The organism is Streptomyces sp. NPDC017676 (genome assembly GCF_044329325.1).
Classification (GTDB): Bacteria; Actinomycetota; Actinomycetes; order Streptomycetales; family Streptomycetaceae; genus Streptomyces.
Genome location: NZ_JBIRJA010000026.1, coordinates 59,472 through 79,123 on the forward strand (window position 1 = coordinate 59,472; position 19,652 = coordinate 79,123).

Annotated in this window: 22 protein-coding genes; 15 read left to right on the plus strand and 7 right to left on the minus strand. The window is 72.7% G+C overall.

The features are described 5' to 3' along the window. Window positions 1–17 precede the first annotated feature (17 nt). Window positions 18–677, plus strand: coding sequence for a trimeric intracellular cation channel family protein (locus ACH4LD_RS38735; RefSeq protein ID WP_103811275.1), 660 nt, complete (start codon window positions 18–20; stop codon window positions 675–677). On the opposite strand, the gene ACH4LD_RS38740 is transcribed toward ACH4LD_RS38735, so the two are convergent. Continuing rightward, window positions 586–1,845 carry an alpha/beta hydrolase gene (locus tag ACH4LD_RS38740; RefSeq protein ID WP_398059004.1) on the minus strand — a complete coding sequence of 420 codons (1,260 nt, stop codon included), beginning with the start codon at window positions 1,843–1,845 and terminating at the stop codon, window positions 586–588. The two genes, ACH4LD_RS38735 and ACH4LD_RS38740, sit on opposite strands and share 92 nt — an antisense overlap. A gap of 165 nt (window positions 1,846–2,010) precedes the next feature. On the opposite strand from ACH4LD_RS38740, the gene ACH4LD_RS38745 reads away from it, so the two are divergent. Further along, window positions 2,011–2,874, plus strand: coding sequence for a thioesterase family protein (locus ACH4LD_RS38745; protein ID WP_132791264.1), 864 nt, complete (start codon window positions 2,011–2,013; stop codon window positions 2,872–2,874). Here ACH4LD_RS38745 and ACH4LD_RS38750 read toward each other — a convergent pair. Then, window positions 2,861–3,460, minus strand: coding sequence for a TIGR03086 family metal-binding protein (locus ACH4LD_RS38750; RefSeq protein WP_398059005.1), 600 nt, complete (start codon window positions 3,458–3,460; stop codon window positions 2,861–2,863). The genes ACH4LD_RS38745 and ACH4LD_RS38750 overlap by 14 nt on opposite strands. Before the next feature lie 101 nt (window positions 3,461–3,561). On the opposite strand from ACH4LD_RS38750, the gene ACH4LD_RS38755 reads away from it, so the two are divergent. Beyond that, the gene (locus ACH4LD_RS38755; protein WP_398059006.1) at window positions 3,562–4,524 is read left to right on the plus strand and encodes a helix-turn-helix transcriptional regulator; all 963 of its coding nucleotides are present in this window, start codon (window positions 3,562–3,564) and stop codon (window positions 4,522–4,524) included. Between the two features lie 27 nt (window positions 4,525–4,551). Here the strand turns inward: ACH4LD_RS38755 and ACH4LD_RS38760 are convergent, their stop codons facing one another. Next, a complete protein-coding gene (locus ACH4LD_RS38760; protein ID WP_132791255.1) occupies window positions 4,552–5,178 on the minus strand; it encodes a TetR family transcriptional regulator in 627 nt (208 codons plus the stop codon). 145 nt (window positions 5,179–5,323) lie between these two features. Here ACH4LD_RS38760 and ACH4LD_RS38765 point away from each other — a divergent pair, with 145 nt between their 5' ends. The 3 genes from ACH4LD_RS38765 to ACH4LD_RS38775 all read left to right on the plus strand — a co-directional run bounded on the left by ACH4LD_RS38765 (window position 5,324) and on the right by ACH4LD_RS38775 (window position 7,418). Continuing rightward, on the plus strand, window positions 5,324–5,491 hold the full coding sequence (locus ACH4LD_RS38765) for a hypothetical protein (RefSeq protein WP_014675136.1): 168 nt from the start codon (window positions 5,324–5,326) through the stop codon (window positions 5,489–5,491). A gap of 52 nt (window positions 5,492–5,543) precedes the next feature. Beyond that, window positions 5,544–5,828, plus strand: a complete 285-nt coding sequence (locus ACH4LD_RS38770) for a DUF4190 domain-containing protein (RefSeq protein ID WP_103811269.1) — start codon at window positions 5,544–5,546, stop codon at window positions 5,826–5,828. Between the two features lie 420 nt (window positions 5,829–6,248). Continuing rightward, complete coding sequence (locus ACH4LD_RS38775; RefSeq protein ID WP_398059007.1) at window positions 6,249–7,418, plus strand: cysteine desulfurase family protein; 1,170 nt, start codon at window positions 6,249–6,251, stop codon at window positions 7,416–7,418. On the opposite strand, the gene ACH4LD_RS38780 is transcribed toward ACH4LD_RS38775, so the two are convergent. Then, window positions 7,411–8,097, minus strand: a complete 687-nt coding sequence (locus ACH4LD_RS38780) for an N-acetylmuramoyl-L-alanine amidase (protein WP_398059034.1) — start codon at window positions 8,095–8,097, stop codon at window positions 7,411–7,413. The two genes, ACH4LD_RS38775 and ACH4LD_RS38780, sit on opposite strands and share 8 nt — an antisense overlap. A 106-nt stretch (window positions 8,098–8,203) precedes the next feature. Here ACH4LD_RS38780 and mnmA point away from each other — a divergent pair, with 106 nt between their 5' ends. Beyond that, window positions 8,204–9,334, plus strand: a complete 1,131-nt coding sequence (gene mnmA, locus ACH4LD_RS38785) for a tRNA 2-thiouridine(34) synthase MnmA (protein WP_398059009.1) — start codon at window positions 8,204–8,206, stop codon at window positions 9,332–9,334. A gap of 30 nt (window positions 9,335–9,364) precedes the next feature. Here mnmA and ACH4LD_RS38790 read toward each other — a convergent pair whose 3' ends face one another. Together ACH4LD_RS38790 and ACH4LD_RS38795 are read right to left on the minus strand one after the other, a co-directional pair. After that, window positions 9,365–10,147 carry an alpha/beta fold hydrolase gene (locus tag ACH4LD_RS38790; RefSeq protein ID WP_398059010.1) on the minus strand — a complete coding sequence of 261 codons (783 nt, stop codon included), beginning with the start codon at window positions 10,145–10,147 and terminating at the stop codon, window positions 9,365–9,367. Window positions 10,148–10,210: 63 nt separating this feature from the next. Beyond that, entirely contained in the window at window positions 10,211–10,534 is a 324-nt protein-coding gene (locus ACH4LD_RS38795; RefSeq protein WP_171152588.1) for a DUF427 domain-containing protein, read from the minus strand. Between the two features lie 66 nt (window positions 10,535–10,600). Here ACH4LD_RS38795 and ACH4LD_RS38800 point away from each other — a divergent pair, with 66 nt between their 5' ends. The 5 genes from ACH4LD_RS38800 to ACH4LD_RS38820 all read left to right on the plus strand — a co-directional run bounded on the left by ACH4LD_RS38800 (window position 10,601) and on the right by ACH4LD_RS38820 (window position 17,617). Beyond that, window positions 10,601–11,131 carry a TIGR00730 family Rossman fold protein gene (locus tag ACH4LD_RS38800; RefSeq protein ID WP_132791243.1) on the plus strand — a complete coding sequence of 177 codons (531 nt, stop codon included), beginning with the start codon at window positions 10,601–10,603 and terminating at the stop codon, window positions 11,129–11,131. A gap of 40 nt (window positions 11,132–11,171) precedes the next feature. Next, on the plus strand, window positions 11,172–11,870 hold the full coding sequence (locus ACH4LD_RS38805) for an SDR family oxidoreductase (RefSeq protein WP_132791240.1): 699 nt from the start codon (window positions 11,172–11,174) through the stop codon (window positions 11,868–11,870). Window positions 11,871–11,901: 31 nt separating this feature from the next. Next, a complete protein-coding gene (locus tag ACH4LD_RS38810) occupies window positions 11,902–12,909 on the plus strand; it encodes a methionine synthase (protein WP_398059011.1) in 1,008 nt (335 codons plus the stop codon). A 15-nt stretch (window positions 12,910–12,924) separates the two neighbouring features. Then, the gene (gene ligA / locus ACH4LD_RS38815) at window positions 12,925–15,120 is read left to right on the plus strand and encodes an NAD-dependent DNA ligase LigA (RefSeq protein ID WP_398059012.1); all 2,196 of its coding nucleotides are present in this window, start codon (window positions 12,925–12,927) and stop codon (window positions 15,118–15,120) included. 259 nt (window positions 15,121–15,379) lie between these two features. Further along, window positions 15,380–17,617: a putative bifunctional diguanylate cyclase/phosphodiesterase gene (locus ACH4LD_RS38820; RefSeq protein ID WP_398059013.1), complete on the plus strand. Its 2,238-nt coding sequence runs from the start codon at window positions 15,380–15,382 to the stop codon at window positions 17,615–17,617. A 50-nt stretch (window positions 17,618–17,667) separates the two neighbouring features. Here ACH4LD_RS38820 and ACH4LD_RS38825 read toward each other — a convergent pair whose 3' ends face one another. Then, window positions 17,668–18,246, minus strand: a complete 579-nt coding sequence (locus tag ACH4LD_RS38825) for a TetR/AcrR family transcriptional regulator (protein ID WP_398059014.1) — start codon at window positions 18,244–18,246, stop codon at window positions 17,668–17,670. Between the two features lie 95 nt (window positions 18,247–18,341). Here ACH4LD_RS38825 and ACH4LD_RS38830 point away from each other — a divergent pair, with 95 nt between their 5' ends. From ACH4LD_RS38830 to gatC, 3 genes are all read left to right on the plus strand, one after another. Continuing rightward, the gene (locus tag ACH4LD_RS38830) at window positions 18,342–18,713 is read left to right on the plus strand and encodes a DUF4267 domain-containing protein (RefSeq protein ID WP_132791227.1); all 372 of its coding nucleotides are present in this window, start codon (window positions 18,342–18,344) and stop codon (window positions 18,711–18,713) included. 50 nt (window positions 18,714–18,763) lie between these two features. After that, window positions 18,764–19,258, plus strand: coding sequence for a cupin domain-containing protein (locus tag ACH4LD_RS38835; protein WP_398059015.1), 495 nt, complete (start codon window positions 18,764–18,766; stop codon window positions 19,256–19,258). Window positions 19,259–19,351: 93 nt separating this feature from the next. Next, complete coding sequence (gatC, locus tag ACH4LD_RS38840; protein WP_004925108.1) at window positions 19,352–19,648, plus strand: Asp-tRNA(Asn)/Glu-tRNA(Gln) amidotransferase subunit GatC; 297 nt, start codon at window positions 19,352–19,354, stop codon at window positions 19,646–19,648. The last annotated feature ends 4 nt before the right edge of the window (window positions 19,649–19,652 follow it).

Genomic DNA, 19,652 nt, shown 5'->3' on the forward strand with positions numbered 1-19,652 from the left:
CAGGTGAGAATGTCAGGGTGCAGCTCCAGCAACTCTTCAGTCCCTCCGTCCAGCACACGCTCGATGTGATCGGCATCTTCGTCTTCGCGATCTCCGGCGCCCTGCTGGCCGTACGGAAGAACTTCGACGTGTTCGGCATCGCCGTCCTCGCCGAGGTCACCGCGCTGGGCGGCGGGCTGTTCCGCGACCTGGTGATCGGGGCCGTGCCCCCGGCCGCCTTCACGGACCTGGGGTACTTCGTCACCCCGCTGCTCGCCACGCTCGTCGTCTTCTTCCTGCATCCGCACGTGGAGCGCATCCAGGCGGCGGTGCTCGTCTTCGACGCGGCCGGCCTCGGCCTGTTCTGTGTCAGCGGTACGACCAAGGCGTACAGCTACGGCCTCGGCCTGACCGCGTCGGCGACGCTGGGCCTCGCCACCGCCGTGGGCGGCGGCGTCCTGCGGGACGTGCTGGCCAACGAGGTGCCCTCGCTGCTGCGCTGGGACCGCGACCTGTACGCGGTCCCGGCGATGGTCGGCGCCACGATGGTCGTCCTGTGCATCCGCTACGACGTGCTGACCCCGTTCACCAGCGGGCTCGCCGTGATCACGGCCTTCGTGCTGCGCCTGCTCGCGATGCGGTTCCACTGGCGAGCGCCGCGCGCGTGGAACCGCCGGTCGACGGTGACCGAGGAGTAGCCCCGGGAGCGGCACCGGCGACGGAGGTGTCCTGCCCCTCGGCGTGGCCCTGGCCCATCTGGAGGGTCAGCCAGCGGAAGACGGTGTCGACCTGCGGACGCCACAGCGCCATCGTGTGACCGCCCGCGCTGCGCGGCAGGAACACCACCCGTACGGTGGTCGGCGCCTTGGCGACGGCCTCCAGGGCCATGCCCGCCTGGTAGCCGTCGCCGGACTCGCCGGAGAGGTACAGCGCGATCCGGGGCGGCACGGCCGCCTGCCTGAGCAGCAGACAGGGGTTGTTCGCGGCGCGCAGGGCGGGGGTCTGGGCGGCGAGGGAGTCGCGTTCGCCGATCGGGTCGTTGTAGCCGGACATGCTCACCGCGGCCCGGTAGCGGTCGGGGTGGGCCACGGCGAGCTTCACCGCGCAGTGCGCGCCCGCCGAGTACCCGGCCACCGCCCAGCCCCCGGGGGCCGGCTGGGCCCGGAAGTTGTCCATGACCATCTTCGGGACGTCGATGCTGAGCCAGGTGTCGGCGTTGACCTGCCCCGGGATGTTGGCGCAGCCCGTGTCCACACCTGCCAGCAGGTTGGTGCGCGGGGCGACCAGGATGAACGGCGCCACCCGGCCGCTCCTCATCAGCGGCAGCAGCTGCTCGTGCACCCTGAGCGCCCCGAACCACGCCTTGGCGGAACCGGGGTAGCCCGGCAGCAGCTCCACCACCGGGAACCGCTTGTTCCGGTAGGCCGGTTCGCCGTACTGCGGCGGCAGCCAGACGTAGACCTCGGCGTTCACGCCGGAGACCCGGCCCCTGAGCTGGGTGACGCGGACTCCGCCGGCCGCGCGCATACCGGGCCCGTCGGCGGCCGTGAAGGTCTGCCTGACCTTCGGCAGCCGGGTCACCGTGATGCCGCCGGTGCCGTCCTTGCCGAGGTCGGCGGCCTGCTGGACGTGGTCGCCGGTGCCGAGCAGGTCGGCCCAGTTGTCGTAGAGGTTGTTCTGGTTGTTGACCAGTACGAAGACCAGGGTGACGGCCGTGCCCTGGGCGAACAGCAGCATGAGGACCCGGGCCGTGATCCGCAGCGGCTTGGGCCCGCGCATCCGCGACCACAGGACGAGCGGCAGTATGAGGGCGACGACCGACAGCAGCACGGTCGTGCAGAGGAACGGGGTCCCGGTGAGGCTCATGTCCCCATAGAGGGCGATCCGCGACCGGGGGTTGTGGACGAGTCCGGACACTTACCGAGAAATTGCCGGAACCTCACCCTGGCGCGGGAGCGGATCATCCGTTGATCACCTCGCACCACGGCAAGAAAGCTACCGCTTAGTAGTTTTCTGCTGTACCGTTCAGCCATGCCAGAAGCAGCTTCCGCCCCCTCCCCATCGCGGGCCCTGACCGGCGACAGCGAGTTCGACCGCGACACCGCGGTCACCCGGCGCGAGCCCGGCGTCTACGACATCGACCTCTCGGCCGGCTGGACCATCATCAGCGCCGTCAACGGCGGCTACCTGCTGGCCGTGCTCGGCCGGGCCCTCGCGGACACCCTGCCGCACCCGGACCCCTTCTCCGTCACCGCGCACTACCTGACCGCCTCCCGCCCCGGCCCGGCTGTCGTCCGCACCGAGACCGTCCGGACCGGCCGCACCCTCTCCACCGGCCAGGCCTCGCTCTTCCAGTACGACGACGAGGGCAACGAGGTCGAACGCATCCGCGTCCTCGCCTCCTACGGCGACCTCGCCACCCTCCCCGACGACGTCCGCACGACCGCCACCCCGCCCGCGATGCCCCCGCTGGAGCAGTGCTTCGGCCCCGAGGACGGGCCCGCCCCGGTCGAGGGCAGCTCCGCCATCGCCGACCGGCTGATGCTCAAGCTCGACCCCGCCACCCTCGGCTGGGCGCTCGGCGCGCCCTCCGGCAAGGGCGAGATGCGGGCCTGGTTCGGTCTCGCCGACGGCCGGGACGCCGACCCGCTCTCGCTGCTCCTCGCCGTGGACGCCCTCCCGCCCACCGCCTTCGAACTGGGCCTCAAGGGCTGGGTGCCGACCGTGGAGCTCACCGTCCACGTCCGCCACCGCCCGGCCCCCGGCCCGCTGCGGGTGTCCATCACCACCCGCAACCTGGCCGGCGGTTTCCTGGAGGAGGACGCCGAGGTGTGGGACAGCGCGGACCGCCTGGTCGCCCAGTCCCGGCAGCTGGCCCGGGTCAGGCTCGGCTGAGCGGCTCGCGCCCCAGCCAGGCCGCCAGTTGCTCGTAGGGGCCGGCTTCCACCGGCTCCTCGCGGCGGGCCTCGAAGGGCGTCTCCGCACCGCGCGGACGAGTGTCCGGCAGCACCGCGCGAGCGGTCGTGAGCGCGAACCCGGCCAGCTCCGCGTCGAGTTCAGTCGTGGCGCCGATCGCCTCGGCCAGGTCCCAGGTGTGCGTGACGATCTCCATGACGTAACCGGAGAGCGCCGCGTGGCCGGGGACCTCGCCCCAGGGTACCCGCACCGGGCTCACCATCCGCTCGTCGCTCTCCCAGGCCCTGAGGACACGGACCCGCACCTCGTCGTAGGCCGCGGCCCAGCCGTCGTCCGCGACGCCGTCCGCGGACGGGTGCACGGCGAGCCCGTCACCGCCCTCGCCCACCACCGCGATCCGCCGGGTGCCGCCGACGACGTGGCTCAGCAGACCGCGGACGTCGAACTCGCTGCAGGGCGTCGGCCGGGTCAGGTCTTCGGGGCGCACGGTTTTGATCAGGGCGGCCGCCTGCTCGGTGGCGCGGACGTACACGGGTCGCGGGTCGATGAAGCCGGTGCTGGTCATGGTGTGCCTCTCCCTCGGTCGGTGAGGCGAGGATGCCCGGATAACCTGACAACTGGCGTCAGCATTTGCGCGGCACTTCACGGCGGCGCGATCCTGGCGCGGTGAAGTCCGACCGGCTGCTCTCGATCCTGCTGCTCCTGCAGACCCGGGGCCGCGTCCCCGCGCCCGAACTCGCCGACCGGCTGGAGGTGTCGGTCCGCACCATCTACCGGGACGTCGAGGCGCTGTCCGCCGCCGGCGTCCCGGTGTACGCCGAGCGCGGCCGGCACGGCGGCATCGAACTTCTCCCCGGCTTCCGCACCGACGTCACGGGGCTGACCGCCGACGAGTCCCGCGCCCTGTTCGTCCTGGCCGCGCAGGGCGCCCATGCCGCGCTCGGTCTCGACGCGGCCCTCGGCTCGGCCCTGCGCAAGGTGATGGCCGCGCTGCCGGCGCCGCACCGGCCCGCCGCCGAGGTCACCAGCCGTCGCGTCCTGGTCGACGCCACCCGCTGGAAGAGCGGCCCGCGGCAGACGGCCGACCTGGACGTGCTCCAGGACGCCGTGTTCTCCGACCGGCGCCTGAGGCTGCGCTACCGGCACAGCGGGGAGCGGGAACCGCGGACGTACACCGTGGACCCCTACGGCCTCGTCGCCAAGGCCGGGGTCTGGTACCTGGTCGCCGACCGGCGCGGCCGGCCCCGGCTGTTCCGCGCCGACCGCGTGCGCTCGGCCCGGCTGCTGGACGAGCCCGTACGGCGCCGGCCCGGGGTGGAACTCGCCGACGTCTGGGAGCTGTTGCGCCGGCAGGTGGAGGAGCGGGAGAACGAGATCGAGGTCACCGTGCGGGTACGGCGGAAACTGCTCGACATGTTCCAGCGCATGGTCACCGCACAGCTGACGGCTCCGCCCGAGGACGACGGCACGAGCGAGTGGGTCACCGCGCGGCTGGCCTACCCGGCGCTGCGCGCCGTACGCCAACTCCTCGCGTTCTCCGACCGGGTGGAGATCCTGGACCCGCCCGAGGCCCGCGCGGAACTGCTGGCCGGGGCCCGCTCCGTCACGGCCCTGTACCAGCAGGGCTGAGCGGGGGCCCGTCCGTACCGGGACGGCTCAATCCAGCCAGTGGCCGCGGCCGATGCTGATGAGCCGGAGCTGGCGGGTGGCCAGTCGCGTCACCCGCTCCCGCTCGTGTGCCGGGGCCTCCAGCGCCTCCAGGAACAGCGAGGCGGTGATGAGCATCTGGTCGACGTAGAGGTGCGCGAGCATCAGCAGGTCGTCGTCGCTCCAGCCCGCCGCCTCCGGGTCCTTGGCCAGCTCGGCCTTCACCTCCTCGGCGAACCGGTGCAGTTGGGCCCGGATGGCCTCGCGCACCGGCTGGACTCCGCCATGTCGCTCCCGGGCGATGAAACGGACATGTGCGGGGTACGCGTCTACGTGACGGGCGATCAACTCGATGGCACGCGTGATGCGTTCCTCGCTGTCGCCCGTGGTGGACACCGTCGTCCGCACCATCGGATGCAGGCTGCCCAGTGCCTCGTCGACCAGGGCCACACCGAGGTCGGCGGTCGAGCGGAAGTGCCGGTAGAAGGCCGTCGGAGCGACACCGACGGCCCGGGTGACCTCGCGCAGGCCCAGGCTGCTCAGGCTCTGCTCCTCCAGCAGCGCGAGCGCCGCGTCGAGGAACGCCTGCCGGGTCTTCTGCTTCTGGGCCTGCCGGATGCCGAGGGTGTGACTCATGTCATCCAGTTAACAACTGTTCTCCGGAATTGAAAAGCCGTCGGGAGCGCTAGACTCGAAGTCAGTGAACAACTGTTACTACAACTGTTCACCCAAACTTCACACCGGCTGAACACGAGGCATATCGGAGGGGGGATCTGATCCCATGCTGTTCCTCGTCGCCGCACTCATGCTGCTCGGCGTCGTGCTGGGCACCGTCGCTCACGCACCGCTGACCGTCACTGCCGTCCTGGCCGCCGTCATCGCCGTCTGGCTCGGCGTCTTCGCGATCCGCGAGCGCCACGGACGCCGCCGCCACACCTCGGCCAACTGACCGCGCAGGCCCGGCCAGCCGCCCCCGGAAAGGACTTCAGGAGCTGAGCATCATGCACCTCACCGCACCGGCCACCGGCCGCACCCGCACCGACACCCGCCCGCGCCCCCGCGACGCCGACGGCATGGCCGTCGCGTCCTTCATCCTCGGCCTCCTCGGCCTGCTCGTCCTCAACCTCTTCCTCGGCCCGATCGCCATCGTCCTGGCCGCGGTCGCCCTCTGGCGCGGCACCACCCGCCGGGGCCGCGCCTACCTCGGCCTGACCCTGGGCCTCGCCGACCTGGCGGTCCTGGTGATCGCGATGGAACTCTCGGGCACGGTGTCCTGGAGCCTGTGACCCCGCGGCAACGCGGCCGGGCCCCTGACCACACCCGCACGGTCACCGCCAGCGCGCCGAACCCGTCGCCCCGCCGCACCCGTCGACCGGTCGCCCCGCGACACCCGCACGACCGTTGTCCCACCGGACCGGCCGCACCGCCGTCCCCGCCGTGGGCAATCGTTCCGCAGGGCGGAACGGGTGGGCACGGCCCGCAGTGCCGGGTGCGCCGCCACCGAGTCCAGGCGTGGCCGACGCGAGGCGCGCGCAGTGCCGGGTGCTGTCGCAACCAAGCCCAGGCGTGGCCGACGCGAGGCGCCCGCAGTGCCGGGTGCGCCGCAATCAAGCCCGGCGTGGCCGACGCGAGCCGCCGAAGTCAACGGCACCGGCACCCACGCGCTGCCGAGGCCCACCGCAGGGGCGCCGTAGAATCGCCTCACCATGGCTTACCTCGACCACGCCGCGACCACCCCGATGCTCCCGGAAGCGGCGGAGGCATTCACCGCCCAGCTGAGCATCACGGGCAACGCCTCCTCCCTCCACGCATCCGGCCGCCAGGCACGCCGTACGGTCGAGGAATCCCGCGAAACCCTCGCGGAAGCCCTCGGCGCCCGCCCCAGCGAGGTCGTCTTCACCTCCGGCGGCACCGAGGCCGACAACCTCGCCGTCAAGGGCCTGTACTGGTCCCGCCGAGGCGCCGACCCGGCCCGCACCCGCATCCTGGCCAGCCCCGTCGAGCACCACGCCGTACTGGACGCCGTGCACTGGCTCGGCGAGCACGAGGGCGCCACCGTCGAGTACCTCCCCGTCGACTCCTACGGCCGCGTCCAGCCCGAGGCGCTGCGCGAGGCCATCGCCCGCAATCCCGCCGATGTCGCCCTGGCCACCGTGATGTGGGCCAACAACGAGATCGGCACGGTCATGCCGATCCGCGAACTGGCCGACGTCACCGCCGAGTTCGGCGTCCCGCTGCACGCGGACGCGGTCCAGGCCTTCGGTCAGGTCCCGGTCGACTTCGAGACCTCGGGCCTCGCCGCCATGACCGTCTCCGGGCACAAGATCGGCGGCCCGTACGGCATCGGCGCGCTGATCCTCGGCCGCGAGCACACCCCCGTACCCGTCCTGCACGGCGGCGGCCAGGAGCGGCACGTGCGCTCCGGCACGCTGGACGTCCCGGCCATCGCCTCCTTCGCCGTCGCCGGCCGGCTCGCCGCCGAACAGCGCGAGTGGTTCGCACGCGAGATCGGCGCCCTGCGCGATCAGCTGATCGACGCCGTGCGCCGCGCCGTACCGGACGCGATCCTCGGCGGTGACCCGGCGCCCGGGGGCCGGCTCCCGGCCAACGCGCACTTCACCTTCCCGGGCTGCGAGGGCGACTCCCTGCTGCTCCTGCTGGACGCCCAGGGCATCGAGTGCTCCACCGGCTCCGCCTGCACCGCGGGCGTCGCCCAGCCCAGCCATGTCCTCCTCGCCACCGGCACCGACCCGGATCTGGCCCGCGGCACCCTGCGCTTCTCCCTCGGCCACACCTCCACGGAGGCGGACGTCGAGGCCGTGGCCAAGGCGATCGGCCCGGCGGTGGAACGCGCCCGCGCGGCCGGGCTCACGTAGCCGCGCGGGGGGACGCGGGCGCCCCGGCCCTCTCCCGCTCGGCCCGGACCAGGCGTATGTACCGGTCCCAGTCCCAGAACCGCCCCGGATCGGTGTGGTCCGTCCCCGGCACCTCCACGTGTCCGATGATGTGCTCGCGGTCCACGGGTATGCCGTACCGCTCGCAGATCGCCGCGGTCAGCCGCGCCGAGGCCGCGTACATCTCGTCCGTGAAGGACGAGGCGTCCTCCACGAAGCCCTCGTGCTCTATCCCGACGCTGCGTTCGTTGTACTCCCGGTTGCCCGCGTGGAAGGCCACGTCCAGCTCCCGGACCAGCTGGGTGACCCGCCCGTCCCTGCGCACGATGTAGTGCGCCGCCGCGCCGTGCCCCGGGTCCCGGAAGACCTTCACCGCGGACGCGTAGCCACCCTGGGTGACATGGATGACCACCCGGTCCACCGGGTAGTCGGACGGCCGGTCCGCGAGCCGGTAGTTCGCCGCCGAGGCACCCACCCAGCGCGCGCCCCGGAAGTCCACCGCGCCCGCCACCCGCGGCTTGTCCACCCCGGGCATCCGCCACCACAGCCGGGACAGCTCCTCCCGGGCCAGCACGGCCGTGCCCACGGCCGCCGCGGCCCCGCCGACCAGCAGGGCCCGCCGCCCCAGCCGCCGGTCCGTGTCGTCCTTCGCCGCGCCCATGCCCGCCCCCGTCGCCGCCGGTGTCACCGGCCCCGTCGTCACCCTCTGCGATCGTCAACGGATACCAGGCCGACACGGTTCCCGCGCCCCGTACCCTGGAAGGGCTATGACTGACACCCCGCAGCGCACCCGCCCCCTCCGCGTCCTCGCCGCCATGTCCGGCGGAGTCGACTCCGCCGTCGCCGCCGCGCGCGCCGCGGAAGCAGGCCACGACGTCACCGGCGTCCACCTCGCGCTCTCCGCGAACCCGCAGTCGTTCCGCACCGGCGCGCGGGGCTGTTGCACCATCGAGGACTCGCGCGACGCCCGCCGCGCGGCCGACGTCATCGGCATCCCGTTCTACGTCTGGGACCTCGCCGACCGTTTCCGCGAGGACGTCGTCGAGGACTTCATCGCCGAGTACGAGGCCGGCCGCACCCCGAACCCGTGCCTGCGCTGCAACGAGAAGATCAAGTTCGCCGCCCTGCTGGACAAGGCGCTGGCCCTCGGCTTCGACGCCGTCTGCACCGGCCACTACGCCAAGGTGATCCTGAACCCGGACGGCTCCCGCGAGCTGCACCGCGCCTCCGACATGGCGAAGGACCAGTCGTACGTCCTCGGGGTGCTGGACGAGAGGCAGCTCGCGCACGCGATGTTCCCGCTCGGCGACACGGTCACCACCAAGGAGGAGATCCGCGCGGAGGCCGAGCGCCGGGGCCTGGCCGTGGCCAAGAAGCCCGACTCGCACGACATCTGCTTCATCGCCGACGGCGACACCCAGGGCTTCCTGGCCAAGCGGCTCGGCAAGGCCGAGGGCGACATCGTGGACGAGTCCGGCGCCAAGCTGGGCACGCACGAGGGCGCGTACGGCTTCACCATCGGCCAGCGCAAGGGCCTGCGGATCGGCACCCCGGCCCCGGACGGCAAGCCGCGCTACGTCCTGGACATCTCCCCGGTCACCAACACGGTCACCGTCGGCCCGGCCGACGCCCTGGACGTCACCGCCCTCACCGCGATCAAGCCCCGCTGGTGCGGCACCGCCCCCACGGGCCCCGGCACCTACACCGCCCAGCTGCGCGCCCACGGCGGCGAGACCGAGGTGACCGCCGAGCCGGTCGACGGCGAACTGCGCGTGACGTTCACCGAGCCGGTCCGCGGCGTCGCCCCCGGCCAGGCGATCGTCCTGTACGACGGCACGCGCGTGGTGGGCTCGGCGACGATCGCGTCGACCACGCGCGCGACGGCCGCGGCGGTCTGAACCGGCCCTCGCCCCGCCAGGACGGCGCGCCTAGCCCGCGAAGAACTCCGCCAGCACCGGCCCCAGCACGTCCGGTTCCACCATGTGGGTCTGGCCCTCCAGGACCCGGTACGTGCCCTGGGGCACCGTCTCGGCGATCTCCCGGGACGCCGCGCGCATCCACCCGGGGCTCGCGCCGCCCGCGACCGCCAGCACGGGCACACCGATCGCGGCGAGCCGGTCCCGGGGGAGCAGGCCGTCGCCCATGACCGCGTCGTCGTGGGCGAGGCTGGGCGCGACGGCCTCCATGCCGGCCCACATCGGCGACTCCCGGGCACGCTGGATCATCTCCTCGCCGAGGCCCGTCAGACGCAGGAACAGCTCCACCGCGTCCCCACGCCGGCCCTCGCCGAGCGCCTTGCCCAGCTGCTCCTTGTAGGTGGCCTCACGCGCGGCGCCGCCCGCCAGGTGGTCGGCGTACGGCACCTCGTAGACCGCCGCGCGGTCGACGGGCAGCCCGCTCGCCGCCGCGCGCAGGACCAGCGCGCCGCCCGAGGAGACCCCGAAGAGCGCCGCCTGACCGCCCACCGCGTCGATCAGCGCGGCCAGGTCCTCGATCTCGCGGTCGACCTCGTACGGCGCCGTGTCGCCGCTCGCGCCGCGGCCCCGGCGGTCGTAGACGACGGCCGTGCAGCGGTCCGCGAGGCGCTGGGCCAGGGGCGCCACGGTGCCGCCGGTGGACATCGCGCCGCTCACCAGGATCACCGTGGGCCCCTGGCCGGTCACTCCGTACGCGAGGGGGGTGCCGTCGCGGGAAGTCGTCTTCTTGTCCATGGCCGTGCAGACTGCCGCACGGCGCGGCAGTCATCGGTCACGACACGGCGATGCCGGGGGTGGTCATGCGACCTCGGTGTCGTAGAAGCAGTAGTGGTCCTTGATCTCCGCCACCCCGTCCTTGGGGTCCGGATACGCCCAGACGAGGTCCGGCGCGTCCGGCAGCGACCAGTAGGACGCCGTGCCCTTGAAGGGGCACACGGTGTGCGTGTCGGACGGCGTCAGCAGATCGAGGCGGACGTCCTCGGCGGGGATGTAGTACCTGACCGGGCAGCCCGTCTCGCGCAGCTCCAGGGGCCGGTCGGACTCCGCGAGCACCTGGTCGCCGCGCACCACGCGCACGTGCCGCTCGCTCTTCTGGATCGTGATCGTGTGTCCTTGGGTCATACCCGTTCAGCGCCGGGACGGGCCGCGCTTCTTCCCGCCCGGCGCGGGGACCGTACGGTAGAGGCCATGAACATCTGCGTCTTCCTGTCCGCCGCCGACCTCGACGAGCGTTACACGCGTCCCGCGCGCGAGTTCGCTGAACTGCTCGGCAAGGCCGGTCACACGCTCGTCTGGGGCGGTTCCGACGTCGGTCTGATGAAGGTGGTCGCCGACGGCGTGCAGGAGGCGGGCGGCAGGCTGCTGGGCGTCTCCGTGGAGTTCCTGGCGAACAAGGCGCGGCCCGGCGCCGACGAGATGATCATCGCGGCCGACCTCGCCGAACGCAAGAAGCTGCTGCTGGAGAAGGCCGACGCCGTGGTGATCATGGTGGGTGGCACCGGCACGTTGGACGAGGCCACCGAGATCCTGGAGCTCAAGAAGCACGGCCGCACCGAGAAGCCGGTCGTGCTGCTGAACACGGCGGGCTTCTACGACGGCCTGCGCGAGCAGTTCCGCCGCATGGAGGCCGAGGGCTTTCTGCCGCGTCCGCTGGCCGAGCTGGTCTTCTTCGCCGACGAGCCGGTCGGGGCCCTCGCCCACCTGGAGGCCGCGACATGAGCGGCCACCGCCGCGGGGCCCGGCGCCCACTGATGCGAGCATGGCACGCATGGCTACTCATGTGATCACCGGGGCGGGTTCCGGCATCGGCGCGGCCGTGGCCCGCCGGCTGCACGCGCGCGGGGACGAGATCGTGCTCCACGCGCGCGACGCGGGCCGCGCTAAGGAACTGGCGGCCGGGTTCCCCGGCGCGCGCACCCTCGTCGGCGACCTGGCGGACCCGGACAAGCTGTCCTGGGCGTTCTCCCACCAGACGCTCCCGGACCGGGTCGACTCCCTGCTGCACATCGCCGGAGTCGTCGACCTCGGCGAGGTCGGCGACCTCACCCCGAAGTCCTGGCGCCACCAGCTCAACGTCAACCTGATCGCCCCGGCCGAGCTGACCCGGCACTTCCTGCCGCAGCTGCGGGCGGCCCGCGGCCATGTGATCTTCGTCAACTCCGGCGCCGGCCTCTCCGCCAGTGCCGGGTGGTCCGCGTACGCCGCCTCCAAGCACGGTCTGAAGGCCCTCGCCGACTCCCTGCGCCAGGAGGAGCACGCGAACGGCGTCCGCGTCACCTCGGTCTACCCGGGCCGCACCGCGAGCCCCATGCAGGCCAAGGTGCACCAGCAGGAGGGCAAGGAGTACGACCCGGCGAAGTGGATCGACCCCGAGTCGGTCGCCACGACGATCCTGACCGCCCTGGACCTCCCGAGGGACGCGGAGATCAACGACCTGACGGTACGTCCGGGGCGCTGACCCCCCGCGGAGGGTTCCGTAGGCTTCCCTGGTGAGCGAAAACAGCCAGTTCAGGTTCCCGGGGGCCACGGGCGTCGGTTCCCTGCCCGGCGGGGACGCGCAGGAAGCCGCCAAGACCGCCACCGGGTCCTTCGAGGACTTCCCGTTCCTCCCGGAGCTGCCCGCGCGCGGACCCGGCGCCGACATGATCGGCCGGACCGCCGGGATGCTGGTCGAGCTGTACGCGCGCGTGGAGCCGAGCGGGTGGCGGATCGGGGACCGGCCGGGCCGGGACACCAAGCGGGCCAGGTCCTGGCTGGGCGAGGACCTGGACGCCCTGGAGGAGTACACCCAGGGCTACGAGGGCGACCTGAAGGTGCAGGCCGTCGGGCCGTGGACGCTGGCCGCCGCCCTGGAGCTGAAGAACGGCGAGGCCGCCCTGTCGGACGCCGGCGCCTGCCGGGACCTCGCCGCCTCGCTCGCCGAGGGGCTGCGGCTGCACCTCGCCGAGGTGCGGCGCCGCGTCCCGGGCGCCCGGATCGTCCTCCAGCTCGACGAGCCCTCCCTCACGGCCGTCCTGCGCGGACAGGTCCGTACGGCGAGCGGCTACCGCACCCACCGGGCCGTGGACCGGCAGATCGTGGAGGCCACGCTCCGGGACGTCGTCGGCGCGCACGCCGGCGGGCCGGTGGTGGTGCACTCCTGCGCCCCGGACGTGCCGTTCGCCCTGCTGCGGCGGGCCGGCGCGGCGGCCGTCTCCTTCGACTTCGCGCTCCTCACCGAGCGTGACGACGAGGCGGTCGGCGAGGCCGTGGAGGGCGGTACGCGGCTGTTCACCGGTGTCGTGCCGGGCACGGACGGCCCGTTGTCAGACCCTGCCGGTAGCGTCATGGGTGTCAGGACGTTGTGGCGCAGGCTGGGGCTGCACCCGGGGCTGCTCGCGGAGGCGGTCACGGTGACCCCGGCGTGCGGGCTGGCGGGGGCTTCCCCCGCGTACGCGCGCCAGGCGCTCGCCCACTGCGTCCGGGCGGCGAGATCCCTCGCGGACAACCCTGAGTAACGGGAGGACAACACGGTGGCCGGCGACAAGCAGGCGGAGACGACGGCGGTGCCCGCCGAGGCCCGCGACAAGCACGCGCAGCTGGCGGAGCAGGTCGAGGAGCACCGCTTCCGGTACTACGTGAAGGACGCTCCCGTCATCAGCGACGCGGAGTTCGACCAGCTCCTCAAGTCCCTGGAGGCCCTGGAGGAGCGGTATCCGGAGCTGCGCACCCCGGACTCGCCCACCCAGAAGGTCGCGGGGTCGTACGAGACGGAGTTCACGGCGGTCGAGCACCGCGAGCGGATGCTCTCGCTCGACAACACGTTCAACGACGACGACCTGGCCGCCTGGGCCGACCGCGTCGCCAGGGAGCTGGGCGACCAGACGTACCACTTCCTGTGCGAGCTGAAGGTGGACGGCCTCGCGGTCAACCTGACCTACGAGAAGGGCCGCCTCACCCGCGCGGCCACCCGCGGCGACGGCCGCACCGGCGAGGACATCACGCCGAACGTCCGGACGATCGCGGAGATCCCGGACCGCCTGAAGGGCGAGAAGGTGCCCGACCTGGTGGAGATCCGCGGCGAGGTCTACTTCCCGATGGAGAAGTTCCTCGAACTGAACGAACGCCTGGTCGCGGCGGGCGACAAGCCCTTCGCCAACCCCCGCAACGCCGCCGCCGGTTCGCTGCGCCAGAAGGACCCGCGGGTCACCGCCACCCGCCCGCTGCACATGGTCGTCCACGGCATCGGCGCCCTGGAGGGCTTCACGGGCATGACCCGGCTCTCGCAGGCGTATGAGCTGCTGAAGAGCTGGGGCCTGCCCACCTCCCCGCACAACCGCGTGGTCGACGACCTCGCGGGGGTGCGGGAGTTCATCGCGTACTACGGCGAGAACCGCCACTCCGTCGAGCACGAGATCGACGGTGTCGTGGTCAAGCTGGACGAGATCCGCCTCCAGGGCCGGCTCGGCTCCACCGCGCGGGCGCCCCGCTGGGCGATCGCCTACAAGTACGCGCCGGAGGAGGTCAACACCAAGCTCGTCGACATCAAGGTGGGCGTCGGCCGCACGGGCCGGGTCACGCCGTACGCGCAGGTCGAGCCGGTCACCGTCGCGGGCAGCGAGGTGGAGTTCGCCACCCTGCACAACCAGGAGGTCGTCAAGGCCAAGGGCGTGCTCATCGGCGACACCGTGGTCCTGCGCAAGGCCGGTGACGTCATCCCGGAGATCCTCGGCCCGGTGGTCGACCTGCGGGACGGCAGCGAGCGGGAGTTCGTGATGCCGAGCGAGTGTCCCGAGTGCGGGACGCCGCTGCGGCCCATGAAGGAGGGCGACATCGACCTCCGCTGCCCCAACGGCCGTGCCTGCCCGGCGCAGTTGAGGGAGCGCGTGGCCTACCTCGCCGGCCGGGAGTGCCTGGACATCGAGCACTTCGGCGCGGTGGCCGCCGCCGCGCTCACCCGCCCGCTGGAGCCGGCCGACCCGCCGCTGGCGGACGAGGGCGACCTGTTCGACCTGACGGTGGAGAAGCTGCTGCCCATCAAGGCCTACGTCCTCGACCCGGACAGCGGTCTGCCCAAGCGCGACCCGAAGACCGGCGAGGAGAAGGTCGTCACGGTCTTCGCCAACCAGAAGGGCGAGCCGAAGAAGAACACCCTCGCCCTGCTGGCGAACATCGAGGCGGCCAAGTCCCGTCCGCTGGCCCGCTTCCTGAACGGGCTGTCGATCCGGCACGTGGGTCCGGTGGCCGCGCAGGCCCTCGCGCGCGAGTTCCGGTCCATCGACCGCATCGAACAGGCGACCGAGGAGGAGCTGGCGGCCACCGACGGTGTCGGTCCCATCATCGCCGCCGCGCTCAAGGAGTGGTTCGCCGAGGACTGGCACCGCGAGATCGTCCGCAAGTGGAAGGCCGCGGGCGTCCCCCTGGAGGACCAGTCGTCCGGCGAGGAGGAGGGACCGCGTCCGCTGGAGGGGCTCACGGTCGTCGTCACCGGCACGCTGGAGAACTTCACCCGGGACGGCGCCAAGGAGGCGTTGCAGCGCCAGGGTGCCAAGGTGACCGGTTCGGTGTCGAAGAAGACCGCATTCGTCGTTGTGGGTGACAACCCCGGATCGAAGTACGACAAGGCCATGCAACTGAAGGTTCCCGTGCTCAACGAGGACGGTTTCGGTGTCCTGTTGGAACAGGGCCCCGAAGCGGCGGCCGAAGTCGCGCTTCCGACCGGGGAGTAGCGGTTGAAGGCCACCCGATCGGCGCATATCAGATGCATACGGGTGGCCCGGGCGCATTCGGGCAACCGTCGGAGACCGCTGCCCGTGGAAGCCTTCCGCGGCCTACTGTTGAGGTGTGCGCCTGCCGTGCCCAGCTACGGCTGGGGCATCTCCGTGCCCTCCAGAGGCACGGAGAGGGTTTCTTCGACGCGGAGCTGCTGATGGTTGTCGGGCATCGGGCCGCGTGGCGTGGGCACCGCCGGCTGTGAGAGGGACGGGAATGGAACCGACCGAGAGCGCCGCCCCGGACTCATGGCTGCGTCTGCGCCGCCGCGCGGGCGCGTGGCGGGGGTACCGGTGGACCGGACGGGCCGACGCGCGCACGGCCGCGCAGCCGCGCCCGGCCGGACCGGGTACCGCCACCGACGCCCGCACGCCCCTGCACGCCGTCGCGCCCGCCCCCGGCCTGGCCGGCGCCGACACCGAACGGCACCTGTCCTGGCCCGCCCTGCCCGCGGCCGTCGTGGCCGCCGCCGGGCTCGTCCTCGGCGCCGGCTTCTACCGCGCCTACACCGGCCACCACGCCCTCTTCCCCGGCGGCACGGTCGGCTGGTCACTGGCCCTGCTCACCGGCGTCATCGTCGGTCACCTCGTGATGCTGGGCCGCGCCCGCTGGTGGGGCGGCACCGGATCGGGCGCCGCCCTCACCCTCGCCGTCCTGCTGCTGTACGGCTGGGTGCCCGCCGGCCTGGTCAGCCTCACCGTCGTCGTCCTGGTCGGCATCGCGCGCCGCAACCGCTGGCGGCAAGGGGTGCTGCACGGCGCGGTGGACATCCTCGGCATCGGCGTCGGGGCCCTGCTGCTCGGTGCGTTCGGCCGGGTCCCGAGCGTGGAGGAGCCCTGGCGGCCCGGCACCTGGAGCGTCGCCACGGCACCCGAGATCGTGCTGGTCGCGGTCGCCTACCTCGCCGTCAGCCGCGGCCTGCTGTGGTACCTGCACGCCCCGCGCGGCGGCGGGGTGCCCACCGTCGCCCGCACCGCCCTGGTCCGGCAGGGCCTCGTCGCCGTCGCCCTGCTCGGCATCGCGCCGCTGCTGTGCGTCGTCGCCGATGCCCAGCCGATCCTCCTCCCGCTGTTCGCCATCCCGCTCATCGCCCTGGACTCCACGCTGTGGATGGCCCGCGCCCGCGCCGAGGAGCAGTTGCGCGACCCGCTGACCGGGCTTCCCAACCGGCAGTGGCTGCTGGAGCGCATCTGGACCGCCCTGGACGACGCCGACCGCATCGGGGCGCGCTCCGCACTCATGCTGATCGACCTCGATCGGTTCCGGTCGGTGAACGACACCCTCGGTCATCTGGCCGGCGACCGGCTGCTGCTCCAGATCGCCGACCGGCTGCGGCTCGCCCTGCCGCGCGGCGCCGAGGCCGCCCGGCTCGGCGGTGACGAGTTCGCGGTCTTACTGCCCGTAGCCGACTCCACGACGTCGGCCACCCGCGTCGCCCGCGGCCTCGTCTCCGCCCTCAGCTCCCCGCTCGACCTGGACGGCCTCACCCTCGTCCTGGAGGCCAGCGCTGGCGTCGCCGTCTTCCCCGACCACGCGCTCGACGCCGAAGGGCTCCTGCGCCGCGCCGACGTCGCGATGTACCAGGCGAAGCGGGACCGTACGGGCGTCGAGGTGTACGAGTCCAAGCGGGACTCCAACACCCCCGACCGCCTCGGCCTGCTGGGCGACCTGCGCCGGGCACTGGACGCGCACGAGGTGCAGCTCCACTACCAGCCCAAGGTCCGCTTCGACGGACAGGTCGCCGGTCTGGAGGCCCTGGTCCGCTGGGTGCACCCCGAGCGCGGGAAGGTGCCGCCGGACGAGTTCATAGCGATAGCCGAGTCCTCGGGGCTGATGCCCCACCTCACCGAGTACGTCCTGGAGACCGCGCTCGGCCAGGTCGCCCGGTGGCGCGCACAGGGCCTGCGGGTGCCGGTCGCCGTCAACGTCTCCCCGCGCGACGTCCACACCCCCGGATTCGCCGGATCGGTCGCCGCGCGCCTCGCCCGGCACGGCGTCCCCGCCGGAGCACTCCAGCTGGAGATCACGGAACACGTCCTGCTGGAGGACCCGCAGCGCGCCGCCGACACCCTCGCCGGGCTCACCGGGCACGGCGTGAAGATGTCCCTCGACGACTTCGGCACCGGGTACTCGTCCCTGGTGCACCTACGGCGGCTCCCGGTCAGCGAGCTGAAGATCGACCGCTCCTTCGTGGCCCGGCTGGCCGTCGACGCCCAGGACGCGGAGATCGTGCGCTGCACGGTGGACCTCGCGCATTCGCTGGGTCTGCTGGTCGTCGCCGAGGGCGTCGAGGACGACGAGACGTGGGAGCGGCTGCGGGACCTGGGATGCGACGCGGTGCAGGGCTGGCTGGTCGCCGCGGCGATGCCGCCCGAGGAGACCACGGCCTGGCTGCTCGCCCGGGGCTCCCGTGGCTGGCAGCGGCCGCGCGCCGCGCTGCCCGCGGCTGAGTAGTCCGCGGCCGAGGGGTCCCCGGCCCGCCTGGCCGCCCGCGAAGCGCGCGCCTAGCCGCCCGCGAAGTGCCCGATGAGCAGCGCCAGGCGCGCCCCGTGCGCGTGCTCCGGCAGCCTGCCGCTCCGCACCAGCGTCACCAGGCCGTGCAGCCCCGCCCAGAACGTCTCCGTCAGCAGCCCGGGGTCATCGTCCTCGGCCGCGATCGGCTCCACCGCGAAGAGCAGTTCGGCGAAGGCCTCCCGCAGTGGTGCCGGCGCCTCCTCCGTGGCGTACGGCAGGGGCACCAGGTGGGTGAACATCGCGTCGTAGAGGGCGGGCCGGCGCCTGCCGAAGGACGTGTACGTCTCCGCCACCGCCGCCAGTGCCTCCCGCGTGCCGCGCGCCGCCGTGCGGGCCCGCCGTAGCTCCGCCGCCAGGTCGGCGCACCCATGCACCGCGACCGCCGCCATGATCGCGTCCTTGCCCTTGAAGTGGCTGTAGAGAACCGGCTGGCTGTACTCGATCCCGGCGGCCAGCCGGCGTGTGGTCACCGCGTCCCAGCCCTCGGCCTCCGCCAGCTCCCGAGCGGCCGTGACGATCAGCCGTTCCCGTTCGGCTCGTTCGCGCTCCCGGCGCGCCTCGATCGACATGCCGGGATTCTAGCAACGCTAGCCAATCTGTCGACGCTCTGCTAGCTTCGCTCCATCATCTAGCGCTGCTAGCAAACGAAGCGGGAGAACAGCACATGACCGTCACCGCGTACACCCTGGCCGTCCTGCTCGACCTGTTCTGCGTGTTCCTCGGCTACCGGTTCTGGTTCCAGCCCGGCCCCGCGGCGGCCGGCTACGGAGTCCCCGCCGATCCGCACGGCGACGCCCGCGCGTACCTGTCGGTCAAGGGATCCAGGGACGGCGCCTTCGGGCTGGTGGGCCTCGCCCTGCTCGCCTTCGCCGGCGCCCGTGCCGAGGCCTGGTTCATGGTCTGCGTCGCACTCGTCCCGCTCGCCGACACGCTGATAGTCCTGCGCAACGGCGGCGCGAGAGCCGTCGCCTTCGGGATCCACTTCGCCACCGCGGTCGTTGTACTGATCAGTGCCGGACTGCTCTTCGCGGTCTGACCCACACACGGTCGACCCACACACGGCCCGACCCACAAGGGGGATCCATCATGTCGCTGTTCGTGCCCGAGTTCGACGACACCGTGCTCGTCCGGGACGCCGGGGCCGAGGTCGTCGGCGGCGCGCCCGTCGCCGTCAGGCTGCTGGCCGACAGCAGCGCCAGCGGCGGCGCGCTGTCCACCGTGCGCGTCACGCTCGCCGAGGGTGCCGACGGGGCCCGTCCGCATGTGCACCACAACTCGGCCGAGATGTTCTACCTGCTCGACGGCGAGGCCGAGGTGCTGTCCGGCGACGACGTCGTCACCGCCGGGCGCGGCGATCTGATCATCGTGCCGCCGGACCGGCCCCACGCCTTCGCCGCCGTCCCCGGCAGCACCGCGGACCTGCTCATCGTCATCACCCCGGGCGTCGAGCGCTTCGAGTACTTCCGCCACCTCCAGCGCATCCGCCTCGGCGAGGCCACCCCGGAGAGCCTGCTGGAGGTCCAGGAGCTGTACGACAACCACTTCCTGAGGAGCGAAGCCTGGGACGGGCGGCGCCGCTGAGACCGGGGCCGGGGCAAACCGTTTCACGGTCATGCCGCCCCGCCCCATAGGATTGGGCCCAAACCACACACACTCACCCCAGAGGATCGCTGCATGCCTGGCATCACGCGCGAGGAGGTCGCCCACCTCGCCCGGCTGGCGCGTCTGGAGCTGAAGCCCGAAGAACTCGATCACTTCGCGGGACAGCTGGACGACATCATCGGCGCGGTCGCCCGCGTCAGCGAGGTCGCCGACCAAGACGTACCGCCGACCTCCCACCCGCTGCCGCTGACGAACGTCATGCGGCCGGACGAGGTCCGTCCCTCGCTCACCCCCGAGCAGGCGCTCTCCGGCGCCCCGGCACAGGAGCAGCAGCGTTTCAAGGTGCCGCAGATCCTGGGGGAGGAGTGACCGC